This is a genomic window from Bacteroides sp. OF03-11BH, assembly GCF_003604005.1.
Taxonomy (GTDB): domain Bacteria; phylum Bacteroidota; class Bacteroidia; order Bacteroidales; family Bacteroidaceae; genus Bacteroides; species Bacteroides ovatus.
The window spans coordinates 18,936-43,081 of the sequence record NZ_QTMW01000041.1 but is presented as its reverse complement, the minus strand read 5'-3'; the positions used below and the strand labels follow the sequence as shown (position 1 = coordinate 43,081).

Annotated in this window: 19 protein-coding genes; 17 read left to right on the top strand and 2 right to left on the bottom strand. The window is 39.1% G+C overall.

Annotation, left to right across the window (positions count from 1 at the left end):
* Positions 1 to 22: 22 nt before the first annotated feature.
* The 5 genes from DXA54_RS21910 to DXA54_RS21890 all read left to right on the top strand — a co-directional run bounded on the left by DXA54_RS21910 (position 23) and on the right by DXA54_RS21890 (position 7,214).
* Positions 23 to 1,108 carry an endo-beta-N-acetylglucosaminidase family protein gene (locus DXA54_RS21910; protein ID WP_032852642.1) on the top strand — a complete coding sequence of 362 codons (1,086 nt, stop codon included), beginning with the start codon at positions 23 to 25 and terminating at the stop codon, positions 1,106 to 1,108.
* Positions 1,109 to 1,130: 22 nt separating this feature from the next.
* Entirely contained in the window at positions 1,131 to 2,345 is a 1,215-nt protein-coding gene (locus DXA54_RS21905; protein WP_032852641.1) for a DUF1735 and LamG domain-containing protein, read from the top strand.
* Positions 2,346 to 2,375: 30 nt separating this feature from the next.
* Complete coding sequence (locus DXA54_RS21900) at positions 2,376 to 3,650, top strand: BT_3987 domain-containing protein (RefSeq protein WP_224440802.1); 1,275 nt, start codon at positions 2,376 to 2,378, stop codon at positions 3,648 to 3,650.
* 65 nt (positions 3,651 to 3,715) lie between these two features.
* Positions 3,716 to 4,792 (top strand): DUF1573 domain-containing protein, encoded by a 1,077-nt coding sequence (locus tag DXA54_RS21895; RefSeq protein WP_004310010.1) that lies wholly within the window; start codon positions 3,716 to 3,718, stop codon positions 4,790 to 4,792.
* A gap of 73 nt (positions 4,793 to 4,865) precedes the next feature.
* Positions 4,866 to 7,214 (top strand): glycoside hydrolase family 3 N-terminal domain-containing protein, encoded by a 2,349-nt coding sequence (locus DXA54_RS21890; protein ID WP_032852640.1) that lies wholly within the window; start codon positions 4,866 to 4,868, stop codon positions 7,212 to 7,214.
* A gap of 122 nt (positions 7,215 to 7,336) precedes the next feature.
* Here DXA54_RS21890 and DXA54_RS21885 read toward each other — a convergent pair whose 3' ends face one another.
* Positions 7,337 to 7,813, bottom strand: coding sequence for a Dps family protein (locus tag DXA54_RS21885; protein WP_004305814.1), 477 nt, complete (start codon positions 7,811 to 7,813; stop codon positions 7,337 to 7,339).
* A 136-nt stretch (positions 7,814 to 7,949) separates the two neighbouring features.
* On the opposite strand from DXA54_RS21885, the gene DXA54_RS21880 reads away from it, so the two are divergent.
* Positions 7,950 to 8,876 carry a hydrogen peroxide-inducible genes activator gene (locus tag DXA54_RS21880; protein ID WP_004302279.1) on the top strand — a complete coding sequence of 309 codons (927 nt, stop codon included), beginning with the start codon at positions 7,950 to 7,952 and terminating at the stop codon, positions 8,874 to 8,876.
* A 146-nt stretch (positions 8,877 to 9,022) separates the two neighbouring features.
* Positions 9,023 to 9,703, top strand: a complete 681-nt coding sequence (locus tag DXA54_RS21875; protein ID WP_004302280.1) for an MIP family channel protein — start codon at positions 9,023 to 9,025, stop codon at positions 9,701 to 9,703.
* A 131-nt stretch (positions 9,704 to 9,834) separates the two neighbouring features.
* Here DXA54_RS21875 and DXA54_RS21870 read toward each other — a convergent pair whose 3' ends face one another.
* Entirely contained in the window at positions 9,835 to 10,557 is a 723-nt protein-coding gene (locus DXA54_RS21870; protein ID WP_004325420.1) for a NigD-like protein, read from the bottom strand.
* A gap of 175 nt (positions 10,558 to 10,732) precedes the next feature.
* On the opposite strand from DXA54_RS21870, the gene DXA54_RS21865 reads away from it, so the two are divergent.
* The 10 genes from DXA54_RS21865 (at position 10,733) to DXA54_RS21820 (ending at position 24,122) form a co-directional block, all read left to right on the top strand.
* Positions 10,733 to 11,281 carry an RNA polymerase sigma factor gene (locus tag DXA54_RS21865; protein WP_004305819.1) on the top strand — a complete coding sequence of 183 codons (549 nt, stop codon included), beginning with the start codon at positions 10,733 to 10,735 and terminating at the stop codon, positions 11,279 to 11,281.
* Between the two features lie 6 nt (positions 11,282 to 11,287).
* Positions 11,288 to 12,592, top strand: a complete 1,305-nt coding sequence (locus tag DXA54_RS21860) for an outer membrane beta-barrel protein (protein ID WP_008648508.1) — start codon at positions 11,288 to 11,290, stop codon at positions 12,590 to 12,592.
* A gap of 212 nt (positions 12,593 to 12,804) precedes the next feature.
* Complete coding sequence (locus DXA54_RS21855; protein WP_120080651.1) at positions 12,805 to 13,401, top strand: RNA polymerase sigma-70 factor; 597 nt, start codon at positions 12,805 to 12,807, stop codon at positions 13,399 to 13,401.
* Between the two features lie 63 nt (positions 13,402 to 13,464).
* A complete protein-coding gene (locus DXA54_RS21850) occupies positions 13,465 to 14,424 on the top strand; it encodes a FecR family protein (RefSeq protein ID WP_120080649.1) in 960 nt (319 codons plus the stop codon).
* Between the two features lie 76 nt (positions 14,425 to 14,500).
* On the top strand, positions 14,501 to 16,060 hold the full coding sequence (locus DXA54_RS21845; RefSeq protein ID WP_008648506.1) for an ATP-binding protein: 1,560 nt from the start codon (positions 14,501 to 14,503) through the stop codon (positions 16,058 to 16,060).
* A 170-nt stretch (positions 16,061 to 16,230) separates the two neighbouring features.
* Positions 16,231 to 19,569: a TonB-dependent receptor gene (locus tag DXA54_RS21840; RefSeq protein ID WP_120080648.1), complete on the top strand. Its 3,339-nt coding sequence runs from the start codon at positions 16,231 to 16,233 to the stop codon at positions 19,567 to 19,569.
* Between the two features lie 19 nt (positions 19,570 to 19,588).
* Complete coding sequence (locus tag DXA54_RS21835; protein ID WP_004325424.1) at positions 19,589 to 21,007, top strand: RagB/SusD family nutrient uptake outer membrane protein; 1,419 nt, start codon at positions 19,589 to 19,591, stop codon at positions 21,005 to 21,007.
* Between the two features lie 22 nt (positions 21,008 to 21,029).
* Positions 21,030 to 21,953, top strand: coding sequence for a fibronectin type III domain-containing protein (locus tag DXA54_RS21830; protein ID WP_004325425.1), 924 nt, complete (start codon positions 21,030 to 21,032; stop codon positions 21,951 to 21,953).
* 9 nt (positions 21,954 to 21,962) lie between these two features.
* On the top strand, positions 21,963 to 22,814 hold the full coding sequence (locus DXA54_RS21825) for an endonuclease/exonuclease/phosphatase family protein (protein WP_004325426.1): 852 nt from the start codon (positions 21,963 to 21,965) through the stop codon (positions 22,812 to 22,814).
* A gap of 102 nt (positions 22,815 to 22,916) precedes the next feature.
* Positions 22,917 to 24,122, top strand: coding sequence for an MBL fold metallo-hydrolase (locus DXA54_RS21820; protein WP_229036771.1), 1,206 nt, complete (start codon positions 22,917 to 22,919; stop codon positions 24,120 to 24,122).
* Positions 24,123 to 24,146: the final 24 nt, after the last annotated feature.

Here is a 24,146-nt window from a genome sequence, read left to right as displayed (position 1 = left end):
GGTTACTTAAATAATGCAGAATATGAAAAGAAATTATGTATATTTTTTGTTCACCTGTCTCTTGACATTTGTTGTGAGTGGTTGTGATACGGATATTGAACCGGAAGTTATACAGGCAGCTAATACTTATAATGAAGAATATTATCAGAACCTGCGTGAATATAAGAAAACAGATCATGCTATTTGTTTCGGCTGGTATGCCGGTTATACTTCAGAAGCATCTCCTTCGCAGGGGCTTCATTTCACTGGTCTGCCGGATAGTCTGGACATTGTCAGTCTGTGGTCAGGTATTCCTTCCAACAATCCGGCTTATGTAGAAACGAGTTATTATAACGAGCGTTATTTGCCGACTGCTTATGAGGAAATGAATTATATCCGTACAGTAAAGGGAACTCGCGTTGTGATGTGTACGATTTGCCGTATTGGAAGTACGGAGTTTCCTAAAACCGACGCAGGTATCGAGGCTTATGCTTTGCATCTTGCGAGATGTGTGTTGCGTAATGATCTGGATGGTTTGGACTTGGACTACGAACCGGAAGGCGACTGGTTGCAAAATGATAACTTTACAAAGTTTATAAAGGTATTGGGAAATTATTTCGGTCCTCAATCGGGTACAGACAAATTATTAATTGTTGACTTCTATAATCAGCTTCCTCCTAAGGAAACAGAACCTTATGTCGATTATTTTGTACGACAATGTTACACCACCGGTAGTGCTCAAAGTTTGCAATCTAAATTTGACCAGCTTAGCAGCTGGTGTCCTCCTGAAAAATTCGTTGCTACGGAACAAATGGGATGGTACTGGCAGAATGGTGGAGTCGAATTTACGGAAGCCGATGGAAATAAAGTAGATTCATGGGGCAATCCAATCTATTCTGTAATAGGTATGGCACGCTGGAATCCTACACAAGGACGAAAAGGCGGATTCGGCGGATATTATTTTGAATATGAATACAATACCACTCGTCCTGCTAATCAGGCTATAGGTGATAAAGAGAAAGCCGCTATTCCTTATTATAGCCTTCGGCGTGGTATTCAGGAACAAAATCCTGCCGGAAAGCCTGTACAACAGTCTACTAAACAAGAAACGGAAGAAGAAAATGGATGATTTTTAAATTTGTATGCAAGGTATGAAAACATTGAATAATATAAAAAAGATATGGGGAGTTGCTTTGATAGGAATAGCTTCTTTTATGCTGCAGGGATGCCAGGAAGCCGCTCAAAAAGGTGACGGGTTGTTAATGACCGGAACATCTTCGGATAGATTGGTAAAGTTCGCCATTGATGGATTTCCATCTGCGTATGCTGTTTCTGTGACTTCAACTTCTCGCGTTGAATCGGATATTCAGGTGAATTTGGCTGTTGATGCAAGTCTGGTTGATACTTATAATGAGGAAATGGGAACCAATTATTATCCCATTCCGGATAAATCATATACATTTGAAAATCCGGAGGTTACGATTTCAGCAGGACAGGCAATTTCTTCTGCTGCCTCTCTTTCAATTGCCGATGATTCGGAATTTGTTCCGGGACGTGTTTATTTGATACCGGTTACCATAAAAAGTGCGACGGGAGATTTGGATATTATAGAAGCAGGGCGTACTATTTTCCTGAAAGTATCTCGAACATTGCGTTTCCATGCTCCGTATGTAGGACAGGCTTCTATGGCTTATCAATTTTTGCTTCCGGATCCTATTCCTTCTTTGCCTACTTATACATGGGAAGTGAAGATTTACGCCACTAAATTCCGTTCTTCCGGAGCTTCCGGTACTACCCGTGTTTGCTCATTTGGAGGTAGTGAAGCATCTGTAGAAGGGGGAGCGATTGATGATGGAGGCTTTAAATGTGACCAGAACCTGCTTCGTTTTGGTGAAGGAACGGATGAACCGAACCAGTTGCATGTAACAACTAAACAGGGTAAAATGTCATCGAATACTCGCTTTGCTTTAAATACCTGGTATGCTGTTGCCTTGGTAAATGACGGCAGTACGTTGACATTGTATATCAATGGAGAGAAAGATAACTCAATGACAGTTGCTCCGTATGAATATGCGCTTTATGGAGTACAGATCGGTATGCCTTCAAAAGGTTATCAATCTTCACAATTGTTTTATGGTCGTTTGAGTGAGATGCGTCTTTGGACTCGTCCTTTGTCTGCTCGTGAAATTAAAGCAAATGTATGTGGGGTAGACCCTTCTACCAATGGGCTTGTGTCTTATTGGAGAATGAATGAAGGAGAAGGAACTACTTTCTATGATTTATCTCCGTCAAAGCGTGATATCAGTTATAAGAATGGAATCACGATTGACTGGACTTATGATGATACGAATAAATGTCTTGAATAAGGTAATAATAAATGAATAGACTGTATGATAATGAAAAACAATATAAATAGATTAACTCTCCTTTTGCTTGTTTTATTGGGAGGAGTAGGATTCACATCTTGTTCGGATGATGACAATGATTTTATTGAATTGCCGACAATAGAGATGCCACAGTCGGAGGCAGGACCTGTTTCTATTGATTATAGGGAGATACTGGATGCAGGAAGCTATGTTTATGATTATACTATCAAACTGGATAAACCTGCTGCTACTACTTTATTGTGTGACATTGCCGTGGACGAAAGTATGGTAGAGGCTTATAACGCTGCAAATAACACGTCTTATAAGATGATGCCCGCTTTTGTCTATGAGTTGCAAGCTAAAAATGCGATAGTGAAGGCAGGACAGCAAGAATCCAATTCCTTATCAGTTAAGTTTTCATCATTGTTCGGTTTGGTGGAAGGTGAAGAATATTTGCTTCCTATTGTTGCAACAATAGATGAAACGTGTGTAGGACAATTTGTAACGGACACTCGTTCTGTTTCTTATTTTACGATTAGCATTGATGGGGAATTGGATTATATACCGGGATTGAATATGAGTTCTTATTCAACGGATATGTATCGTACGTTAAGTTTCGCAAATGATGAAGTAGTTACGATTGAAGATAATACACATACGTTTGAAATGCTTGTATATCCATATAATTGGCACAGTGGAACTAATTATATAGGTACATGGCGTGGTAAGGATACCAACAATAATAATGAGGTTTTTAGTGGTTGTGAACTACGTGTAACTGGTGCAACGGGAGCGTCTAATATTGGTAATCGTCAATGTGACTTGACATTGGCTAATCAAAATATAACGTTGCCGGCTAATCAATGGGTTAGGTTGACTATTACTTGTGACGGAACGAAAACGGGCCAGAATACTGAGGTTGCTTATCGTTTATATATTAACGGTGAGGAAGTTGCTTCTGCAAAACCTACTAAACGTTGGGGACCATCCTCTTCTCAAAGATTCAAGGTGGGATATACGTTGACTGGTATTCAGTTTGGTAATACAAGTTCAAGTATGTATTTTGATGGTCTGATTTCTGATATTCGTATGTGGAAGAAGTGTCTGACAGCGGAAGAAGTAAAAGCTAACTTGCGTACAATAGCTTCTCCATCTTCTTCGGACTTATATGGCTATTGGAAATTGGATGAAGGAGAAGGAAATACATTGAAGGACAGTTCGGGCAATGGGCGTGATTTAACTTTCCCGGCTTCGGCAAATATCATTTGGAATGCAGAATTCAATGATTTGCCTCAAGATAATTAAAATGTGATTTTATATTGGGAGTTATTGTGTTTTTACGTAGCTCCCAATATTAACTTAAAGAAATGATGATGAAACGTTTTATGTCAGCTTTGATCGTTTTACTGTGCTCTATTGTTGGCGTATGTGCGCAACAACAGGGAAGAGCTGTATTGCGTTTTGATACTACTACTTGGAATTTTGGTAATATTCAGGAAGTAGGAGGCAAAGTGAGTCATACTTTTCATTTTACTAATATGCATACTTCTCCGGTTGTGATTGAAGAAGTGATTTCAACTTGTGGGTGTGCCATTTCTGTTTATAGTAAACAACCTGTAAAACCAGGGCATACAGGCACTATTACCGTAACTTTCGATCCTAAAGGGCGAACAAACTTTTTCTCTAAGAGTATAAGGGTTGTTTCTAATTCAGGGCAAAGTGTCAATACTCTTTGGGTAAAAGGCACGATAAATACAATGAATCGTATAGAGGATGAATATCCTTATTCTTTATCATCAGATATTCTGGCAGACCGAATGACTCTATCTTATGATCTGTTACAACATAATGGGAGGCCAAAACAATTGGAAATTAGAATCTATAACCGATCGGATAAAATGGTCAGGTTGTCATACTCGCTGTTGGATAAGAGCGGATGTTTGTCGATTTCTATGCCATCATCTCTTCAAGGTCGATCTTATGCGACTATAAAAATAACAGCTTCTCCTTTAAAAGGCTTTTACGGTACATTTAAAGATAAGATTATTATTAGTGCCAATTCCGTACACAGTTCTCCTATACAAATCTTTGGTACAGTGATTGATGATATGAGAAAAGTAAGCACGGCAACTGCTCCCCGGATGAAATGTTCACAATCTTATTTTAATTTGGGGAATATCTCATTAAAAAAGCATATTCAGCGAAAAGTAAAAGTTACTAATGAAGGGGCGAATCCTCTTATTATCCGCAAGATAGAATGTCCGGAATTTGTTTCTACTAATATCCGGGGTGAAAAGGTTTTGAAGCAAAATGAGTGTCTGGAGGTTCTGTTTGAATTAAATGTATCATCTTCAAACCATCTATTGGATGCAAAGGTCAAGTTGATAACAAATGATGCTCATCAACCTGTACATACAGTTATATTTGAAGGAGAAATAGGTAAGTAGGATTGAATATCTCTATTTGAAAGATTAGAAATACACTATAAATTAATTGAGTCATTTTACTGCATATAACATTATGATAAAACGATTGTATATCTTGGTGATAGTACAGATGGTATGTACTTTGGGGTTTACTCAATCCTCTCCCTCGTTACCTGCTTACAAAGATCGCTGTTTGTCGATAGATATAAGACTTTCAGATTTACTTTCCCGCATGACTTTAGAAGAAAAGGTCGGTCAGTTACTTTGTCCTTTAGGTTGGGAAATGTATGAAATCCATGGTAGTGAAGTTCATCCTTCCGAAAAGTTCAAGCAATTAATCAAAGAAAGGAATGTAGGAATGCTTTGGGCAACCTATCGTGCCGATCCTTGGACAAAGAAAACTATAGCAAATGGACTTAATCCGGAACTGGCAGCAAAGGCAGGAAATGCATTGCAAAAGTATGTGATGGAGAATACCCGTCTGGGAATTCCGATGTTTTTAGCAGAAGAAGCCCCTCATGGGCACATGGCAATTGGTACTACTGTTTTTCCTACGGGTATCGGAATGGCGGCTACCTGGTCACCGGAGTTAGTAAAAGAAGTTGGTCAAGTTATCGCTAAAGAAATTCGTTCCCAAGGTGGGCATATTAGTTACGGTCCCGTACTTGATCTGACCCGTGATCCCCGTTGGTCCCGCGTGGAAGAAACATTTGGGGAAGATCCGGTATTAAGCGGTATTTTAGGGGCGTCTATGGTTGACGGTTTAGGTGGAGGTAATCTATCACAAAAATACGCTACCATAGCTACCTTGAAACATTTTCTGGCATACGCTGTGCCGGAGGGTGGACAGAATGGTAATTATGCTTCAGTGGGTATTCGTGATTTGCATCAGAATTTTCTTCCTCCTTTTCGTAAGGCAATAGATGCAGGGGCATTGTCTGTAATGACTTCATACAATTCGATAGATGGGATACCTTGTACGTCGAACCATTATTTGCTGACTAAACTTTTGCGTAATGAATGGAAGTTTCGCGGCTTTGTAGTTTCCGATTTATATAGTATTGAAGGGATTCACGAAAGCCACTTTGTTGCTCCAACCAAAGAGAATGCAGCCATACAATCTGTAATGGCTGGCGTTGATGTTGACTTGGGTGGGGATGCTTATACCAACCTTTGTCATGCAGTTCAATCCGGACAAATGGATAAGACTGTGATTGATACGGCTGTCTGCCGGGTGTTACGGATGAAGTTTGAGATGGGCTTGTTTGAGCATCCTTATGTGGATCCGAAAATTGCTGCTAAAACAGTACGCCGTAAAGAACATATCGAACTGGCACGTAAAATCGCACAGTCTTCCATAACACTTCTCAAAAATGAGAATTCAATTCTTCCTTTAAGCAAGATGATAAATAAGGTGGCGGTAATTGGCCCTAATGCTGACAATCGATATAATATGTTAGGGGACTATACAGCTCCGCAGGAAGATAGTAACGTGAAAACTGTTCTTGATGGAATTATAACAAAATTATCTCCTTCTCGTGTGGAATATGTACGAGGCTGTGCTATTCGTGATACTACAGTGAATGAGATAGAACAAGCAATTGAAGCTGCCCGTCGCTCCGAAGTTGTAATTGTGGTTGTGGGTGGTTCCAGTGCCCGTGATTTTAAAACGAGCTATAAAGAAACAGGTGCGGCTGTAGCTGAAGAGGGTAGTGTAAGTGATATGGAGTGTGGAGAAGGATTTGACCGTGCCAGTTTATCCTTACTTGGTAGACAACAAGAACTATTGGAATCTTTGCAAAAGACAGGTAAGCCTTTGATTGTCGTTTATATTGAAGGTCGTCCTTTAGAAAAGAATTGGGCTTCGGAATATGCTGATGCACTACTGACTGCTTACTATCCGGGGCAGGAGGGTGGAAATGCCATAGCGGATGTTCTCTTTGGAGATTATAATCCTTCTGGACGTTTGCCAATCTCCGTTCCGCGTTCTGTAGGTCAGATTCCGGTTTATTATAATCAGAAAGCTCCTCGGAATCATGATTATGTGGAAGTGTCATCTTCTCCGTTATATAGCTTTGGTTATGGGATGAGTTATACCACTTTTGAATATTCTGATTTGCAGGTAGTGCAGAAATCTGCTCGTTGTTTTGAAGTCTCATTTAAAGTAAAGAATACAGGGAAGTATGATGGCGAAGAAGTATCACAACTTTATATGAGAGATGAATATGCATCAGTTGTTCAGCCGATGAAACAGTTGAAACATTTTGAACGTTTCCATTTGAAAAAAGGAGAAGAGAAAAAAGTTACTTTTGTTTTGACAGAGGAGGACTTTTTCTTGGTTAACTATACTTTGAAGAAAGTAGTAGAGTCTGGAAATTTCCATCTTATGATTGGTGCCGCTTCTAATGATATTAGGTTGCAGAATGTTATTTTAGTGGAGTAATTTTTATTAATATCTATATTAAGAGATTTCCTGTTTCGTTTTCTCTTAATAAGAAAGAGAGAATATTCCTTTTGCGGAAATATCCTCTCTTTCTCACCTAAAACCTAAACCTTTTATTTCAATTACTTGCTATTATAAGCAACCAACATCCAAACCAATTTTTCCTGTTCTTTCAAATAATCGCTCATCATCGAAACGGTTACTTCGTCTCCGGCTTGAGAAGCGATAGACAAAATCTTACGTTCTTCGCCAATCAGATAGCTGATAGACTGAAGGATATTATTCAATGCTTCGTCTCCGTTGCTTACCTTATCCACTTCATTCACATTTGCTACTTTTAGATAATCGCTGAATTTATTGGCAGGAGTGCCGCCCAACATCAAGATACGTTCTGCGATTTCATCCACCTTTTCAGCCGTGTCATCATACATCTTTTCGAATTGACTGTGGAGTACAAAGAAATTATGTCCCTTGATATTCCAGTGGAAACCGCGAAGATTGGTGTAATACACTTGGAAGTCTGCTAATAGTTGTTGCAAAGATGCTACTACGTTGTTTGCTCCCGATTCGTTCAATTTGATAAATTCTAAAGTTTTCATATTCTTCTATTTTTAATGATTTATACTTGTTCTCTTTTTTTCTGTACTGCAAAGATAAGGCGTAAAATGCTTGCTGTCAAACTGAAAATTTCTATCTTTGCATAGATGAAATCTATAACTTAATAAGATTTGATAGATGACGATACAACAATTAGAGTATATACTGGCTGTAGACCAGTTCAGGCATTTCGCACGGGCAGCTGAATATTGTCGTGTGACGCAGCCTACTTTGAGTGCAATGATTCAGAAACTGGAAGATGAACTGGGAGTAAAGTTGTTCGATAGGACAGTGCAACCCGTTTGTCCGACACCCATCGGGCAGAAAGTGATAGACCAGGCTCGCGTGATTCTGGCGCAGGCAGCTCAAGTGAAAGAAATAATCAGTGAAGATAAACAGTCATTGTCAGGCGTATTCCGCTTGGGGGTATTACCTACTATCGCTCCCTATCTGCTTCCTCGCTTTTTTCCTCAACTAATGGAAAAATATCCCGAACTGGATATTCGTGTCACGGAAATGAAGACACAGGATATTCAGCAGGCTTTGCATGTCGGAGATTTGGATGCGGGAATTATTGCCAGCAAACTGGAAGATACGTTCTTGACAGAAGAAACTCTTTTCTATGAGCAATTTTACGCTTATGTGTCACGAAAAGAATCCTCTTTCAAGCATGATATGATCCGTACTTCTGATATAACAGGCGAACATCTTTGGCTTTTGGACGAAGGACACTGTTTTCGCGATCAACTCGTCCGTTTCTGTCAGATGGAGGCCGTGAAGGTTAATCAGATGGCCTATCGTTTGGGAAGTATGGAAACCTTTATGCGAATGGTAGAAAGTGGAAAAGGAATCACTTTTATTCCCGAATTGGCAGTGATGCAATTGACGGAAGAACAGCGGCAGTTGGTACGTCCGTTTGCCATTCCCCGACCTACACGGCAAGTGGTACTGGTAACAAATAAAGATTTTATTCGCCACAGTCTCTTATGCGTCCTGAAAGAGGAAATAAAGGCGGCGGTTCCCAAGGAAATGCTTTCTTTACAGTCCATACAATGTTTGTTATAGCACATTAGGGAATCCCTTTTTCCATCGAGAACAATCTCTTTCTGTAAAAAATGTAGCAAAGTTGCGTTATAATAATACGGATATGTTTTGATTTCTAGTCTGAATTGCTTATTTTTGGAAAGTAAACAAAAACAATATTAATTACTATGAAAAAGTACATTGCAGAAATGATTGGAACGATGGTGCTCGTTCTTATGGGATGTGGTAGCGCCGTCTTTGCTGGTGGTTTGGCTGATACAGTAGGTGCTGGTGTGGGAACAATCGGCGTAGCTTTAGCCTTTGGTTTATCCGTAGTAGCGATGGCGTATGCTATCGGAGGTATTTCGGGATGTCACATTAATCCTGCTATTACATTAGGAGTGTTTTTGACTGGTCGTATGAATGGAAAAGATGCAGGTATGTATATGATTTTCCAGGTAATCGGAGCTATTATCGGTTCGGCTATTCTTTTTGCTTTAGTTTCTACCGGTGCTCATGACGGGCCTACAGCGACAGGTTCGAATGGTTTTGGTGATGGAGAAATGTTGCAGGCATTTATTGCGGAAGCAGTATTTACTTTCATATTTGTATTGGTAGTGCTCGGCTCTACCGATCCGAAGAAGGGAGCAGGCAATCTGGCAGGACTTGCCATCGGTTTGACTCTTGTATTGGTACATATTGTATGTATTCCTATCACAGGGACTTCTGTAAACCCGGCACGTAGTATTGCTCCGGCATTATTCCAAGGAGGAGAAGCATTGTCGCAGTTGTGGCTGTTTATCATTGCTCCATTTGTAGGAGCTGCATTGAGTGCAGTTGTTTGGAATTATCTGGGAGATAAGAAATAACTCTTTTAGAAGAAAGAATATAAAGAAGAAAGTAAAAGGGCGGCAGTTTCACAACTACCGCCCTCTTTTGCGTAATTAATATATTATATTAAAAAAGAGTGTGTTTCGCATGTTCACATTAGATTAGTCGTCTAAGGAAATTTCACTTCATAAGTTTTCGGCCCGCCATAAATGGTGTTGACACGAATTCTTAGTCCCTTTTTCCCCTCCATCCGGTCTTTAATCTTATCCAGTTTGAAAGACACATATCCTTCACCCAAACGTTGAGGATCATCTCCTTCACTGTTATGACGGAATTCCAGATTGATATATTCGTCCTCCGCATTGCCTTCGTCAGCAGTGGGAGCAGTCTCTTCTTTGTCATTAATCACCAGATTCAGGAAATGTTTTTTATCTTCACTATGTGTTCCGTAATATTGGAATTCAATCGTCAGATATTTATTATCCTTATTGATCCACATATAAGTCGTGTTGATCTTATCATCTCCGATTTTCTCTTCGTCGTTGTCATCTTCACCCATTGTGACGATGTCTTTGGTTAAGATTGGATTGATACCTTTCACCTGAATATTAAGGTCGTATCCATTCACAGGCTCTTCCAACTCGTTGAATATCACAAAAGCTCTTTGTCCCTCCACCCAATCTTCATTGTTCCATCCTTGTGAGTTGCTGGGATACATCTTTTTCCCGTCATCCAAAGTGAAATAAAATTCCTTGCTATCCTGGCTAATCATATTGATGGTGCTGATAGCCAGAAGATCGGACGAATTATCATCGTCGTCCAAGCATGACTGGAGAATCGGCATGGTAGTCATAATAGCAAAGATAAAGGCAATGAATTTAAATTTCTTCATATACTTACTAGGTTTTAGATTTTATAATATTTATGTTTTCTGTAGTGAAAATGCAAGAGGATAGAAAATATTGCATTCGGATCTGTTAAAGAAACAAAAGTGATAAAAGAGTTGTTCTCTCTATGCAGTATTTCTATCTTTGCTGCATTTATAAGGTAAACACGTGTATAAGAGAATGGAAGAAATAGAGTTGTCGGAACAATGTAGGCTGGGTAATAACCGGGCCCGCAAGGAACTGTATGAACAGTATGCGGGGCGTATGCTTGGCATCTGTCTACGCTATACCGGCGACCGGGATACAGCCCAGGATCTGCTTCACGACGGTTTTTTAAAGATATTCGATTCGTTCGATAAGTTCACCTGGAGGGGTGAAGGCTCTTTGCGAGCCTGGATGGAACGGGTGATGGTCAACACAGCTTTACAGTATCTTCGGAAAAATGATGTGATTAATCAGTCGACACCTTTGGAAGAGTTGCCCGAAGAATATGAAGAGCCGGATGCTTCCGATGTAGAAGCGATACCACAAAATGTGTTGATGCAGTTTATTGAAGAATTACCCGCCGGCTATCGTACTGTGTTCAATCTTTATACATTTGAAGACAAATCGCATAAAGAAATCGCACAGGTATTAGGTATCAATGAAAAATCTTCAGCTTCGCAACTGTTTCGTGCGAAGAGTGTATTAGCAAAAAGAGTAAAAGAATGGATAATGCATAATGGATAGATAGAGATGGAAGAGAAAGAATTGTGGATGAATAAGTTGAAGGAGAAGCTCGCGGATTATTCCGAGCCGGTGCCTGCTTCCGGTTGGGAACAACTGGAGAAAGAACTTATGCCTCCTGTGGAGAAGAAAATATATCCTTATCGAAAATGGATGATGGCTGCTGCAGCTGTTATAATATTAGCTGTCGTTTCGTCAGTAAGTCTGTATTTTCTAGGGACACCCGCTGCGGATGAAATACGTCATATACAAACTCCGGCATTGGCTTCCACGCCCGATGCATTGCCGGGTGTGCAACAACCGGATATGCAGGGAACTGCTGTGGAACCTGTCTTACGGCCGGTAACTCGCAAAGATCGTTTGGTGAAAGTCGACAGGAATCATACGGAGCAGAAAACAGGTGTAGATCCATTAGGGATCGGTAATGAAAATAAACTTTCAACAGGAAATGGAGAAGACTCTTTGAGTGAGGAAGATAAGAATGTAAAAGGAAATGGAGAAACTGAAAATGTAAAAGATGAACCGAAGCAGGCAGAAAATACAGATGTCAGTCAGGGACAGTCACAGGATACAGAGCGATCGAATAACAGACCGCGTCGTCCTTCCGGTAAAGACAAACTTCATATTCCGACAGAAAAAAGATCTTCTCAAAAGGGAACATGGTCAATGGGACTTTCGGTAGGAAATTCAGGAGGTGCTTCAACAGAAGTAGGTGCCGGATCTCATGCTTATATGTCACGTGTGAGTATGCTTTCAGTTTCCAACGGTCTGATGGAGACGATTCCTAATGACCAAACATTGGTTTTCGAAGATGGAGTACCTTACCTGCGTCAGGCAAAACAGGTGGTTGACATTAAACATCATCAGCCTATTTCTTTCGGATTGTCCGTTCGTAAAGGTTTAGCTAAAGGATTCTCTCTTGAGACAGGACTGACTTATACGCTGCTTTCTTCGGATGCAAAACTGGCAGGTGAAGAACAACAGATAGAGCAGAAACTGCATTATATCGGTATTCCGTTGCGTGCCAACTGGAACTTCCTGGATAAGAAACTCGTCACTCTTTATGTTTCCGGTGGAGGTATGGTTGAGAAATGTGTTTATGGAAAGCTAGGATCTGAAAAAGAAACAGTGAAGCCTTTGCAGTTCTCGGTATCCGGTGGTGTAGGTGCGCAGATCAATGCAACGAAACGTTTGGGTATTTACGTGGAACCGGGTGTTGCTTATTATTTCAATGATGGCTCCGATATACAGACTATACGTAAAGAGAATCCGTTTAACTTCAACATACAAGCAGGTGTTCGTCTGACTTATTAGTACGAACTACCTCACTAAATATAGTAACGCCATCCGGTTCGGATACCGTCACTATCCTGATTGGATAGCGTCATTATCCTGACCGGATGGCGTTACTATTTGCTATTTACTATCTTTTTCTTCAGAAAAGTCGGATAATTGAGAAAATATTAATAATATTGTCACCTGTTTATGACCTATGGCTGCATACCTTTGTTGCAAAATTCTAAGATATGGTAGATTCTACAGATGAAAAACATTTATTAATCGACTTAAAAGGCGGTTCCTTTCAGGCATTCGAAAGATTGTATAATATGTATAGTGGCAAACTGTACAATTTCATTATGCGACTCTCTTCCGGCAATCAATATATGGCCGAAGAAGTGGTGCAAGCCACTTTCATTCGTATATGGGAAGTGCATGAAAAAGTAGACCCGGCTTCCTCGTTTATCTCTTTTCTCTGTACGATTGCCAAAAACTTATTGATGAATATGTATCAGCGTCAGACCGTAGAGTATGTTTACAATGAATATCTCATGAAAAGTAGCGTAGACTGTGATTCACAGACAGAAGAGAATATTGATCTGCGCTTTTTGAATGAGTATATCGATTCTCTTGCCGAAGAACTGCCTGCGCAACGGAAGAAAATATTCATTTTGAGCAAAAGGCAGAATTACACAAATAAAGAAATAGCCGAAATCATGGGAATTTCCGAAAGTACGGTTGCTACCCAATTATCTTTGGCTGTGAAATTTATGCGTGAACAGTTGATGAAGCATTATGATAAGGTAATTACCCTTTTGTTTGCCTTTTTTGTTAATGAAATGTAATAGTAATACTTGTTTTTGGATGGGAAGTAGGATGAAAATGTATACTTGTAAATAAGTGAAAAGATGGATAAGACACATTATAAAGAGCTAATTGAAAAATATTTCGAAGAAACGATCACGGATGTCGAGATAAAAGAACTGTCAGACTGGATAAAGAATGACCGTCAGTTGCACGACTGGTGGGAACAAGAGTTTGAGAGAACGGATTCCTCCATGAATCCGGTGTTGCGTGATAAGCTTTTTGCCCGGATCAAAGAAGAAACTTTGGGCAAGGAAGTGCGCCCCCTCCGTATCATCCCTTGGAAATGGGTTGCTGCCATTTTATTACCTGTCTGTGTCGCTTTCTTCACTTACTATCTTTTAGATTCTTCTCCAACGGCAGAAACACCCTTTATTGTGAAAGCGGGCAAAGGAGATAAAGCAACCATTGAGCTACCGGACGGAACAAATGTCGTGCTCAATTCAGCTTCCCAATTAAGTTATCTGAATAATTTCGGAGAAAAAGTTCGTCGCGTGCAACTGAATGGTGAAGCCTATTTTAAAGTAGCCCATGATGAGAAACACGCCTTCATTGTGCAAATCGGTGATTTGGAAGTGAAAGTGCTCGGTACTTCTTTTAATGTATCCGCCTATGAAGATGCTAAAGACGTGATAGTCGTTCTTTTGGAAGGGAAAGTTGGGGTCTATGCGCAGAAAATATCGCATATCATGAAGCCCGGCGACAAAATAGAATATAATAAAGCCACTCATAAGATAACAGCCACTCAAGTGCATCCGACTGACTATATTGAGTGGACGAAAGGAAATATGTACTTTGAGAAAGAATCTTTGGAAAATATCATGAAAACTCTTTCACGTATTTATGACGTAGAGATTCGTTTCGACTCCAATAAACTACCTAATGAATATTTCACCGGAACCATTCCGGGAGGCGGCATACAGAATGCGCTGAATATTCTGATGCTAACTTCACCTTTCTATTATGAAATGGACGGTTCGGTGATAGTTTTGAAAGAGAAATAAGTGGAACTTTCATAGAGTATCTTTGTTTATTCATCGAATAACATCTATATTTGTGGTACACTAATTTGAAGATGCAATGAATACATTAGAGCGCAAATTGCCGATAGGGATACAGACATTTGAAGATATACGCCAAGGGAATTATCTTTATGTGGACAAAACATCTATTTTATGGCAAATAATAAATACGGGAAAGCCTTATTTCCTTAGTCGTCCCCGTCGTTTTGGCAAAAGTCTGCTTATTTCTACTCTTGAAGCCTATTTTCAGGGTCGTAAAGACCTTTTTGAGGGTTTGGCAATTGAAAAGTTAGAGAAGAAATGGGAGCAATATCCGGTTTTGCATCTTGACTTGAATGCGAAGAAATATGAGACGGCGGCAGATTTGGTTGCCATGCTAAACCAATATTTGGAAAAATGGGAAGCCGTCTATGGCGATGAGAAAAAAGACCGCAGTCCTGAAGAACGTTTTAGCTATGTCATTGAGCAAGCCTGCTTGAAAACAGGAAAAGGAGTTGTGGTATTGGTAGATGAGTATGATAAACCCTTGCTGCAAGCCCTTTTAGACGAGAACCTGCTGGATGAATACCGTCGTATCCTGAAAGCCTTTTACGGTGTACTGAAAAGTTCCGACCGCTATCTTCGGTTCATCTTCCTGACAGGAGTCACAAAATTTGCCCAAGTAAGTGTGTTCAGTGATTTGAATCAGCTGAATGATATAAGTATGAAGATTCCATACGCCAATATCTGCGGTATTACTAAAAAGGAATTAGTATCCACATTTACTCCCGAGTTGGAGCGCTTGGCAGAAGTACAGGAGATGTCTTTTGACGATACTGTCGATAAAATGACAGCGATGTACGATGGATATCACTTTACATATAGCGAAGATGGATTGTTTAATCCCTTCAGTGTGCTCAATGTTTTTGATGGATTAATGTTTGATAATTACTGGTTCCAGACCGGTACCCCTACCTATCTTGTAGACTTGTTGAAACAAAGTGATTATGACTTACGTTTACTCATAGACGGTTTGGAAGTCGGTAGTTCCGGCTTTGCCGAATATCGGGCCGAAGCAAAGAATCCTCTTCCGATGATTTACCAAAGCGGCTATTTGACGATTAAAAATTTCGATAAATCATTGAACCTATATACATTAGGCTTCCCGAATGACGAGGTGAAATATGGTTTCCTTAAATTCCTGATACCCTATTATACCCCCATCTCTTCTGATGAAACGGACTTTAACGCCGTTAAGTTTGTCCGTGAACTTCAGTCGGGCGACGTTCATTCTTTTATGGAACGTATGAAATCATTCTTTGCCGACATTCCCTACGAATTGAATACAAAGACTGAACGTCATTATCAGGTTATTTTCTATCTTGTCTTTAAGTTGATGGGACAATATGTAGATGCGGAAGTCCGCAGTGCAAAAGGGCGTGCCGATGCCGTGGTGGAAACAAAAGACCGTATTTATGTTTTTGAGTTTAAGCTGGAAGGAACAGTAGACGAAGCTCTGAAACAAATAGATGAAAAAGGATATCTGTTACCTTATCAAACAGACGGGCGTGAGCTGGTTAAAGTCGGTGTCTCCTTTAATGCTGAAGAACGTAATATTGGTGAATACAAAGTAGTATAATTACTTATTGAGTAAAATATAGAATAGAGCCATTCCGGAGCCCGCTTCTTTGGAATGGCTTTTTTGTTCTCTGAATTGAATAAGTTAACGAGAGTTAAAGTCTGATAGACGATTGGACGAGCGAGTATGACAGTCTGTATACCTATCAAACAACTTAAAAGTTTTGATATATGAAAAACAGAACAACCTTTGAGAAATTCCCTCGAACAAATGCAGGGAGAAGTAAGAACTGGAAAACACTGCGGGCTCTTTGTCTGCTATTGTTTTTAAGCGTCTCTTTTACCGCTTATTCTCAAATAACGGTGAATGTAAAAGACATCTCTTTAAGAGCCTCTTTAAAGAAAATCGAGCAAGTAAGTAATTACAAATTCTTCTACAATGAGAATCTTCCTGAATTAAATCAGAAAGTATCGTTGAATGTACAGAATGCAACGATTCAGCAGGTCATGAAGCAACTTCTAGGCAAAATGGAACTCACTTACAAACAGGAGCAAGAAAATATCATCGTTTTGATTCGTAAAGAACAAGAGAAGAAGCGGAATATAAATGTTTCCGGAACGGTAGTAGATGAGAAAGGTGAACCTGTTATCGGTGCGAGTGTTACGGTGGTTGGAACGGCGTTAGGTACTATAACCAATTTGGAAGGGAAGTATTCTCTAACTGATGTTCAGGAAGATTCAAAGGTTGCTATTTCATTTGTTGGCTATGGCGCATTGACATTTTCGGCGAAGGACAAGCAGTTGGCAAGAGTTGTATTAAAAGAAGATTCTGAATTGTTGGATGAGGTGGTTGTAATTGGTTATGGAACGGAAAGGAAATCTGATTTATCAACCGCTGTCAGCCAAGTTAAGTCTAAAGATTTTGAAAGCATATCTTATAGTGATCCCGGACAGGCTATTGCGGGAAGAATGCCAGGAATTTATGTCAAACAAGCAAGTGGAGCACCGGGTGGCAATCCACAGATTTCTATCAGAGGTACTGGAACCATTAGTTCCGGAAGTTCACCTTTGGTTGTTGTAGATGGTTTACCGGTGACGGATGATGTGGGACTGAATTCAATCAATCCTAATGATATAGAGAGCATTAACGTTCTGAAAGATGTAGCTTCTGCAGCAATTTATGGTTCCAGAGCTGCAAATGGTGTAATTCTTATTACTACAAAGAAGGGGAAAGCTGGTAAGGCACAATACACATTTAACACATATTATGGTGTTCAACAAGTTGAGAAAAAATATGATCTTGTAGATGCATATCAGCAGGCCGAATTGATGGCTGAAGCTTTTCAATATAAGAATCAAGAAATTCCCAATTTTATAAAGCCATATTTAGAGCATCAACAGGGATTGGTAAATACCAATTGGCAAGATCATATATTTAGAGATGCACCTACAAATTATTATGAGTTATCGGTTTCAGGCGCAAATGAACAAACCGTTTATTTTGTTTCAGGCAGTTACTACAAACAAAAAGGAATAGTAATCGGTTCTGACTACGAAAGAATTTCGGGCAGAGTAAATTTGACATCAAAACTATCAAACAAATTTGAATTTGGAATTAATTTAAATCCCAATTATTCTATGCAAGATAAGATAACGGAAGGCTGGGAAGAGTCTCCTTTATCAATGGGGATTTACAATTCCTATCCATTCTTCCCGGTATATGAACCCGATGGATCTTATGCAATAAGCAAACAGATCCATGCGGTTCAAAATTATGGAGGTATGGCAGAAGTGGAGAACAATGTTGCAACTGCCAACTTAACGACCAATCAAGTTGAAAACTTTAAGATTCTAGGTGGTGCATACTTGTCTTATACGCCACTTAAAGGTCTTACGTTCAAAACTTATGTTGGAGGATATTTTATATCCAACAGAGCCGAGTATTATAGACCATCTACGATTGGCGCTTATAGGCAAGCCGCTCCGACTGTAGCAAAAGCTGCGTCTTCTACCTATGAAACCTTCAACTGGATGTCTGAAAATACAATAACCTTCAACAAGAGTTGGGGAAAACATGATTTTGAAATACTGGGTGGTATGTCATTCCAAAAAGAAACGACAAATAATAACTCTATTGATGCGGAAAACTTTCCTAATGATGATATCCCCACATTGAATGCGGCTCTTACTATAAACACCGCTTCTGCAACCCGTTATCAATGGGCGTTACTCTCATATTTTGGAAGACTGAAGTATGACTATAAGAAGAAATACTTTTTTACGGCAGCTTTACGTATGGATGGCTCATCGAGATTTGGACGCAATAACAGATTTGGACTATTTCCATCACTTTCTGCCGCATGGAGAATATCAGAAGAGAACTTTTTTCCGAAAAATGATATTATTAGTGAATTAAAACCACGTATAAGTTGGGGTATTTCAGGAAATGATGAGATTGGTAATTACTCCAGTTTGTCTCTGATGAGTAGCGCTAAATATAACTTCAATGGCAATCTGGTAGCCGGAATGAGACCAAACACATCTCCCAATGCCAACTTATCCTGGGAAAAAAATAATACTGTTAATGTCGGACTTGATGTTGGCTTATTTAGGAATGCGCTGAATTTAAACTTTGAATATTATGTATCGAAAACAAGCGATATGCTACTTGAAGTGCCGGTACCTGCATATTCCGGTTATTCTACCTCTTTACAGAATGTAGGTAGTGTTCGGAATAAAGGTTTTGAATTTGCAGCTTCATTCAAGAACCATATCAAAGATTTTAATTATCAGATCTCTGCCAATTTCTCGACCAATAAGAATACAGTATTGTCATTGGGGGCAAATCAAAATGAAATAATTACGGCACGAAATATCACAAAAGTAGGTCATCCCATCGGAGCATTGTATGGTTATCGGATCATCGGTATATTTGAAAACGAAGAGCAACTGAAATCTTTACCTAATTATCGGGACTCACAAAAAGCGGGTGACTATATTTTCAAAAACATTGATGACAGCGATAATACCATAACGGAAAAAGATCGGGAAATCATCGGTAATCCTCACCCCGAATTTACTTATGGTGGAAACATTCAATTGTTTTATAAGAATTTTGATTTAGGTATAACGATACAGGGAGTTTACGGTGTTGATGTTATAAACAGAGACCTTCCTACTACCATTTTAAGTAGTGAAATTTGGTCTGTTATGTCCAAGGAATATTATAACAACAGATGGATAAGTCCTGATAAGCCCGGAAAATACGCAAAAGCCGGGTCAAACTCGAATACTTTAAGCAGAGAGTCTGACTTAATGATGCAAGACGGAAGTTTCTTTAGAATAAGGGATATTTCCTTGGGATATACATTGGATAAGAAGTGGTTAACGCGAACCTTTTTGACTAATGTAAGAGTCTACGTCTCGGTTAAAAACCCGCTTCTTGTTTCCAAATACATGGGGCTGAATCCCGAAAGTGAAGGCTCGTCAAATCCACTTAACGCTGGTGTGACCTTAGGACAATATCCTGCAGAAAAGAATTTTGTCGTAGGTGCTTCCATTAGTTTTTAACAACCTTAAAAATTGCATTATGAAAAAAATATTATTTATTCTCATTAGTGGTATTTTTACTATAACTTCTTGTACGAATATGTTGGATTTATATCCTATTTCCAGTTCGACTAAAGAAAATAGTTATACTAAGCCCGAAGATTTCACACAGCTATTAAATTCGGTTTATGCTTTTCTGCAATCAAACGGCCAATATGGACAAAATTTCCATTTCCTGATGGAAGTTCCTTCTGATAATTCGAAAGAAACGTCTGCCACAGTGCGTGGAGGTGTGTATTATCAATTTGAGATACTTCAGGTAGCAACAGACAATAGCATCATAGAAGCTTCATGGACTGACTGTTATAAAGCAATTCAATCTTGTAATATTTTACTTGAGCGGATAGACAATATAGCTATGGATGAACCCCTAAAAACAATTACTATAGGAGAAACCTACTTTTTAAGAGCACTTAATTATTTTAATCTTGTCAGACTGTTTGGTGATGTTCCGTTGATTCTTACCGAAACTAAAGACCCCGCAGATTTATTAAGTGTCGGTCGTGAAAATAAGTCTAAAGTATATGAACAGGTAATTATCGATTTGAAAGAAGCGATCAAAAGATTGCCTGCTATTCAGGAAGAGAAAGGAAGGGCTACTATAGGGGCGGCATATACGCTTTTGGGAAAAGTATATCTTACATTGAAGCAGTATCAGGAAGCTGTGGAAGCACTGCACAACGTAAAAGGATATGCTTTGGTGAAAAATTATTCACAAATATTCGGTCCGGATAATGAATACAATGAAGAATCCATTTTTGAAGTTAACTTTACCTCAAACTTAGAAAACGAGGGAAGTGCTTTGGCTAATCTGTTTGCACCTACAGGCGAAGGTCCGACATTGGGTATTGTGGGAGCTGTATACAACCAGAATATACCGACACAAGAATTGTACGATTTATATTCTTCAGATGACAAGCGCAAGAATGTAACAATCGGAGTCAGCAACAATAAATTATATGCAAAAAAATATGTAGGTCCTACCGTTAAGGATCAGGATTCTGATATAAATGTAATAGTTTTAAGATATGCGGATGTAGTTCTTATGCTGGCAGAAGCTTTAAATGAAATAGGATATACGGGTGACGATTCAGGTGAGGCCTTTACGCTTCTGAACAGTATACGTTCGCGCGCAGGAGTATCTACTTATGATTCAGACGATTTGCCGGATCAAACAAGTTTCAGAAAAGCCATTGCGGATGAAAGAAGATTGGAACTCGCTTTTGAAAACCATAGGTGGTTCGATTTGATTCGTACAGGTACTGCTGTCGAAACAATGAATAATAGCAGCCAGGAGAGCAGTAAGTTCACGGTGAAAGATTATCAATTAGTATATCCTATACCGCAACGCGAGATTAATGCAAATCCTGTCGTTATTAAACAAAATCCGGAATATTAATATAAAAAATAAAAATAGAGTCATGAAAGATATTTTAAACTTCATCATTATTTTATCGATGTCCTTATTGTTAGCCTCATGTGGAGATGATAAAGACGGGATAAATCAACCAGATCCGATAACAGGGTTGACAACGGAGGTATTTGAAGAAAGTATTTCTTTATCATGGGATGTACCAAACGGGGAAGTAAAGAAGTATGTCATTGTATATAATCCCGGAGACGGACTGATTGATATCGTTGATCCTGCTATAACTAAATATTCAATTGAAAAGTTGAAACCGGGCACGGACTACGAGATTGATTTGTATTGGGTGAATAATGCAAATGTACGTTCTCTTGCAAGTACGGTTAATGTAACGATTCCACAGAAAGAAGGAGTGATAGAACATATTTATGTAGGCGATTTGCTGCTGCCAAATCAAAAGGCAATCGATAATTTACAGTTGAAATACACTTCTGTGACCGGTAAATTACGAATTGGAAATGGGACATCAGGCAGTGATATTACAGATGTATCTATGCTTGCAAACATTACCGAGGTGGGTACAAACCTTGAGGTAGATGGTAATAGTCTTCTGGGAAATCTTGATTTTCTAAAAAATCTAAAGAAGATTGGCGGTAATTTTTGGTTGAGAAATAATCCAATGTTGACTTCAATAACCGGTCTGAAAAATTTAAGTGAAATAAAGACGAATCTTTATATTATGGGAAATCCCAGCCTTACAAACTTGAATGGATTAGAAGGGCTTACGGCAGTGAAACTAATTAATATAGGGATAAGAAGTGGAAACAAATCAGACAAAGGTAATGAAAAATTAACTGACCTTTCCGCATTAAAACCAATATTAACCAGTCTGCCTACAGTAAGTTATCATTGTGAAGGTAATGCCTACAATCCATCAGTAGATGATATCTTAAATGATAGAGGGTCTGATTCTAAATAATTAATAGCTATGAAATATCTGAATATTTTGCTTATAATATTGCCTTTTATATTCTCATGCAGTAGTGATACTCCGGAGAATGATAAGGAAAAAATCCCCCCTATAATAGATACTTCTATTCGTGTCGGAACTTTTAATGTGGATGTAGGGCAAACGGCGACAGCGGAAGAAATAGCATTGAGTCTAAAGTCTTTTTATTTAGATATTCTTTCATTGGAAGAATGTCCCATTTTGATTGATAAGAATTCCGGAGTTGAAGAGTTTTATTCAATAATAGGTAAAGCTTTGGGAATGGAATATTTTTATATCGGTGATATATCCTCCGGAAATCATTGGATTGAATGGGGAAAGGATAAAACTGGAAAATATGCAGGAAAATACAAAGTAATATTGAGTAAAACTCCTATATTGCAGTCAAAAGAATTTGCTTTGGAGGGAAAAGGTTGGACACATTCATCGACTATTCGGATTGAAACCAAGATTAAAAATAAGGAACTAACCTTTTATAGTCTGCATATTCCGGGTAGCGCAGGAGTAGTTGAAGGTTCTGTCATGAAGAATTTAGTAGATGTTGTTTTGATGAAAGATACTAGTAAAAGAATCATAGTCATGGGCGACTTCAATGATTTGCCGGAAACTAATGCCATGCAATACATCTTTAATTCAGGCTTTAAGAGTGTATGGGATGATGTGGAAGATGCTGAACAATATATTGATAAATACAAATATGGGCAGATTGATAATATATTAATCAATAAGAATTCTGGTATGAAAGCGGAAATCGCATATAGCATTTTTAAAAAAGACATTAGTCTTTCAGATCATCCATTTCTATGGAGTAAAATAATTATTGGAGAATAAAGTACAGTAGTAATTTATAAACAGATTGATAGAACGATGGATATAAAGAAAATAGTTAATTTCATATTTTTACTCGTTTTTAGTTGTATAATCAAGGCTCAAATGACAATACCGCCTTTCCCTAAATGGGAGAAAGGATACCTTGATATTCATCACATCAATACCGGGCGGGGGAATTGCGCTTTTCTGATTTTTCCTGACGGAACGACCATGATGATTGATGCCGGTGATTTTGATGGCAAGGAATATGCCGCTAAGTATGCACCGATGCATGCAGCTCCGATATTTCCGGATAGTAGTTATACGCCCGGTTCGTCTATCATTAATTATGTGACAAATCTATTGGGAAAGGATGTAGTGATTGACTATTTTCTTCTGACCCATTTTCATTCCGATCATTATGGTGATGTTCAGAAGGCCACTGGAACTTCCAAAAACGGATATCGTATTACGGGGCTGACGGAAGTCGGAGATGTGATTCCTATCAAAATGTATGTTGATAGGGATTATCCTGACTACCAATTCCCCGTGGATTTACGATCAAAGAATGATGGAGTAGATTTGCCTACTTTCTTGAACCTATTGGAGTTCCTCAACTATCAGGAAAAACACAACGGATTGAAAGTCGAAAAGTTCGACATAGGCTCTAATACGCAATTTGTATTAAAGAAAGAACCGAAATCTTATCCGGGGTTTGAAGTCAGGAATATAAAATCGAATAATCGGTTGTGGACAGGGGAAGGTAAAAAAACGACTATTCTGTTTACCAAGGAAGAATTGATGGCAAAAAATGGCAAGTATAGTGAAAACCAAATGTCGACGGCTATTGTGGTGAAATATGGCGCATTCAAGTATTATGCGGGAGGGGATAATTCTGGTTTGGTAGACCAAGACCATGCGGAATGGTATGATATAGAAACTCCTATGGCACCCATAATAGGAAAGGTGTCGGCAGTGTCGCTCAATCATCATAGCAATCGGGATGCCACTAACCGGAACTTTCTCGAAGTGCTCGATCCTAAAGTAGTAGTGGCTCAATCATGGAGTACCGATCATCCGGGAGCGGAAGTGGGGCAACGGTTGTTATCAAAGAATATCGGAACGCAGCCTAGGGATGTTTTTATGACTTACTATGATGATGAAACGGGGGTAGCTATTGGTCCTTGGTTTGCCCGTAGCTTGAAAGCAAAACAGGGGCACATTGTGATAAGAGTATATCCGGACGGGGAATATGAAGTATATGTGCTGGATGCCCGGAAAACAGACTTGGTTATATCGAACAGGTTTGGTCCTTACTCTAGTGAATAATTCTGTGGTATCTTAAACTTATTA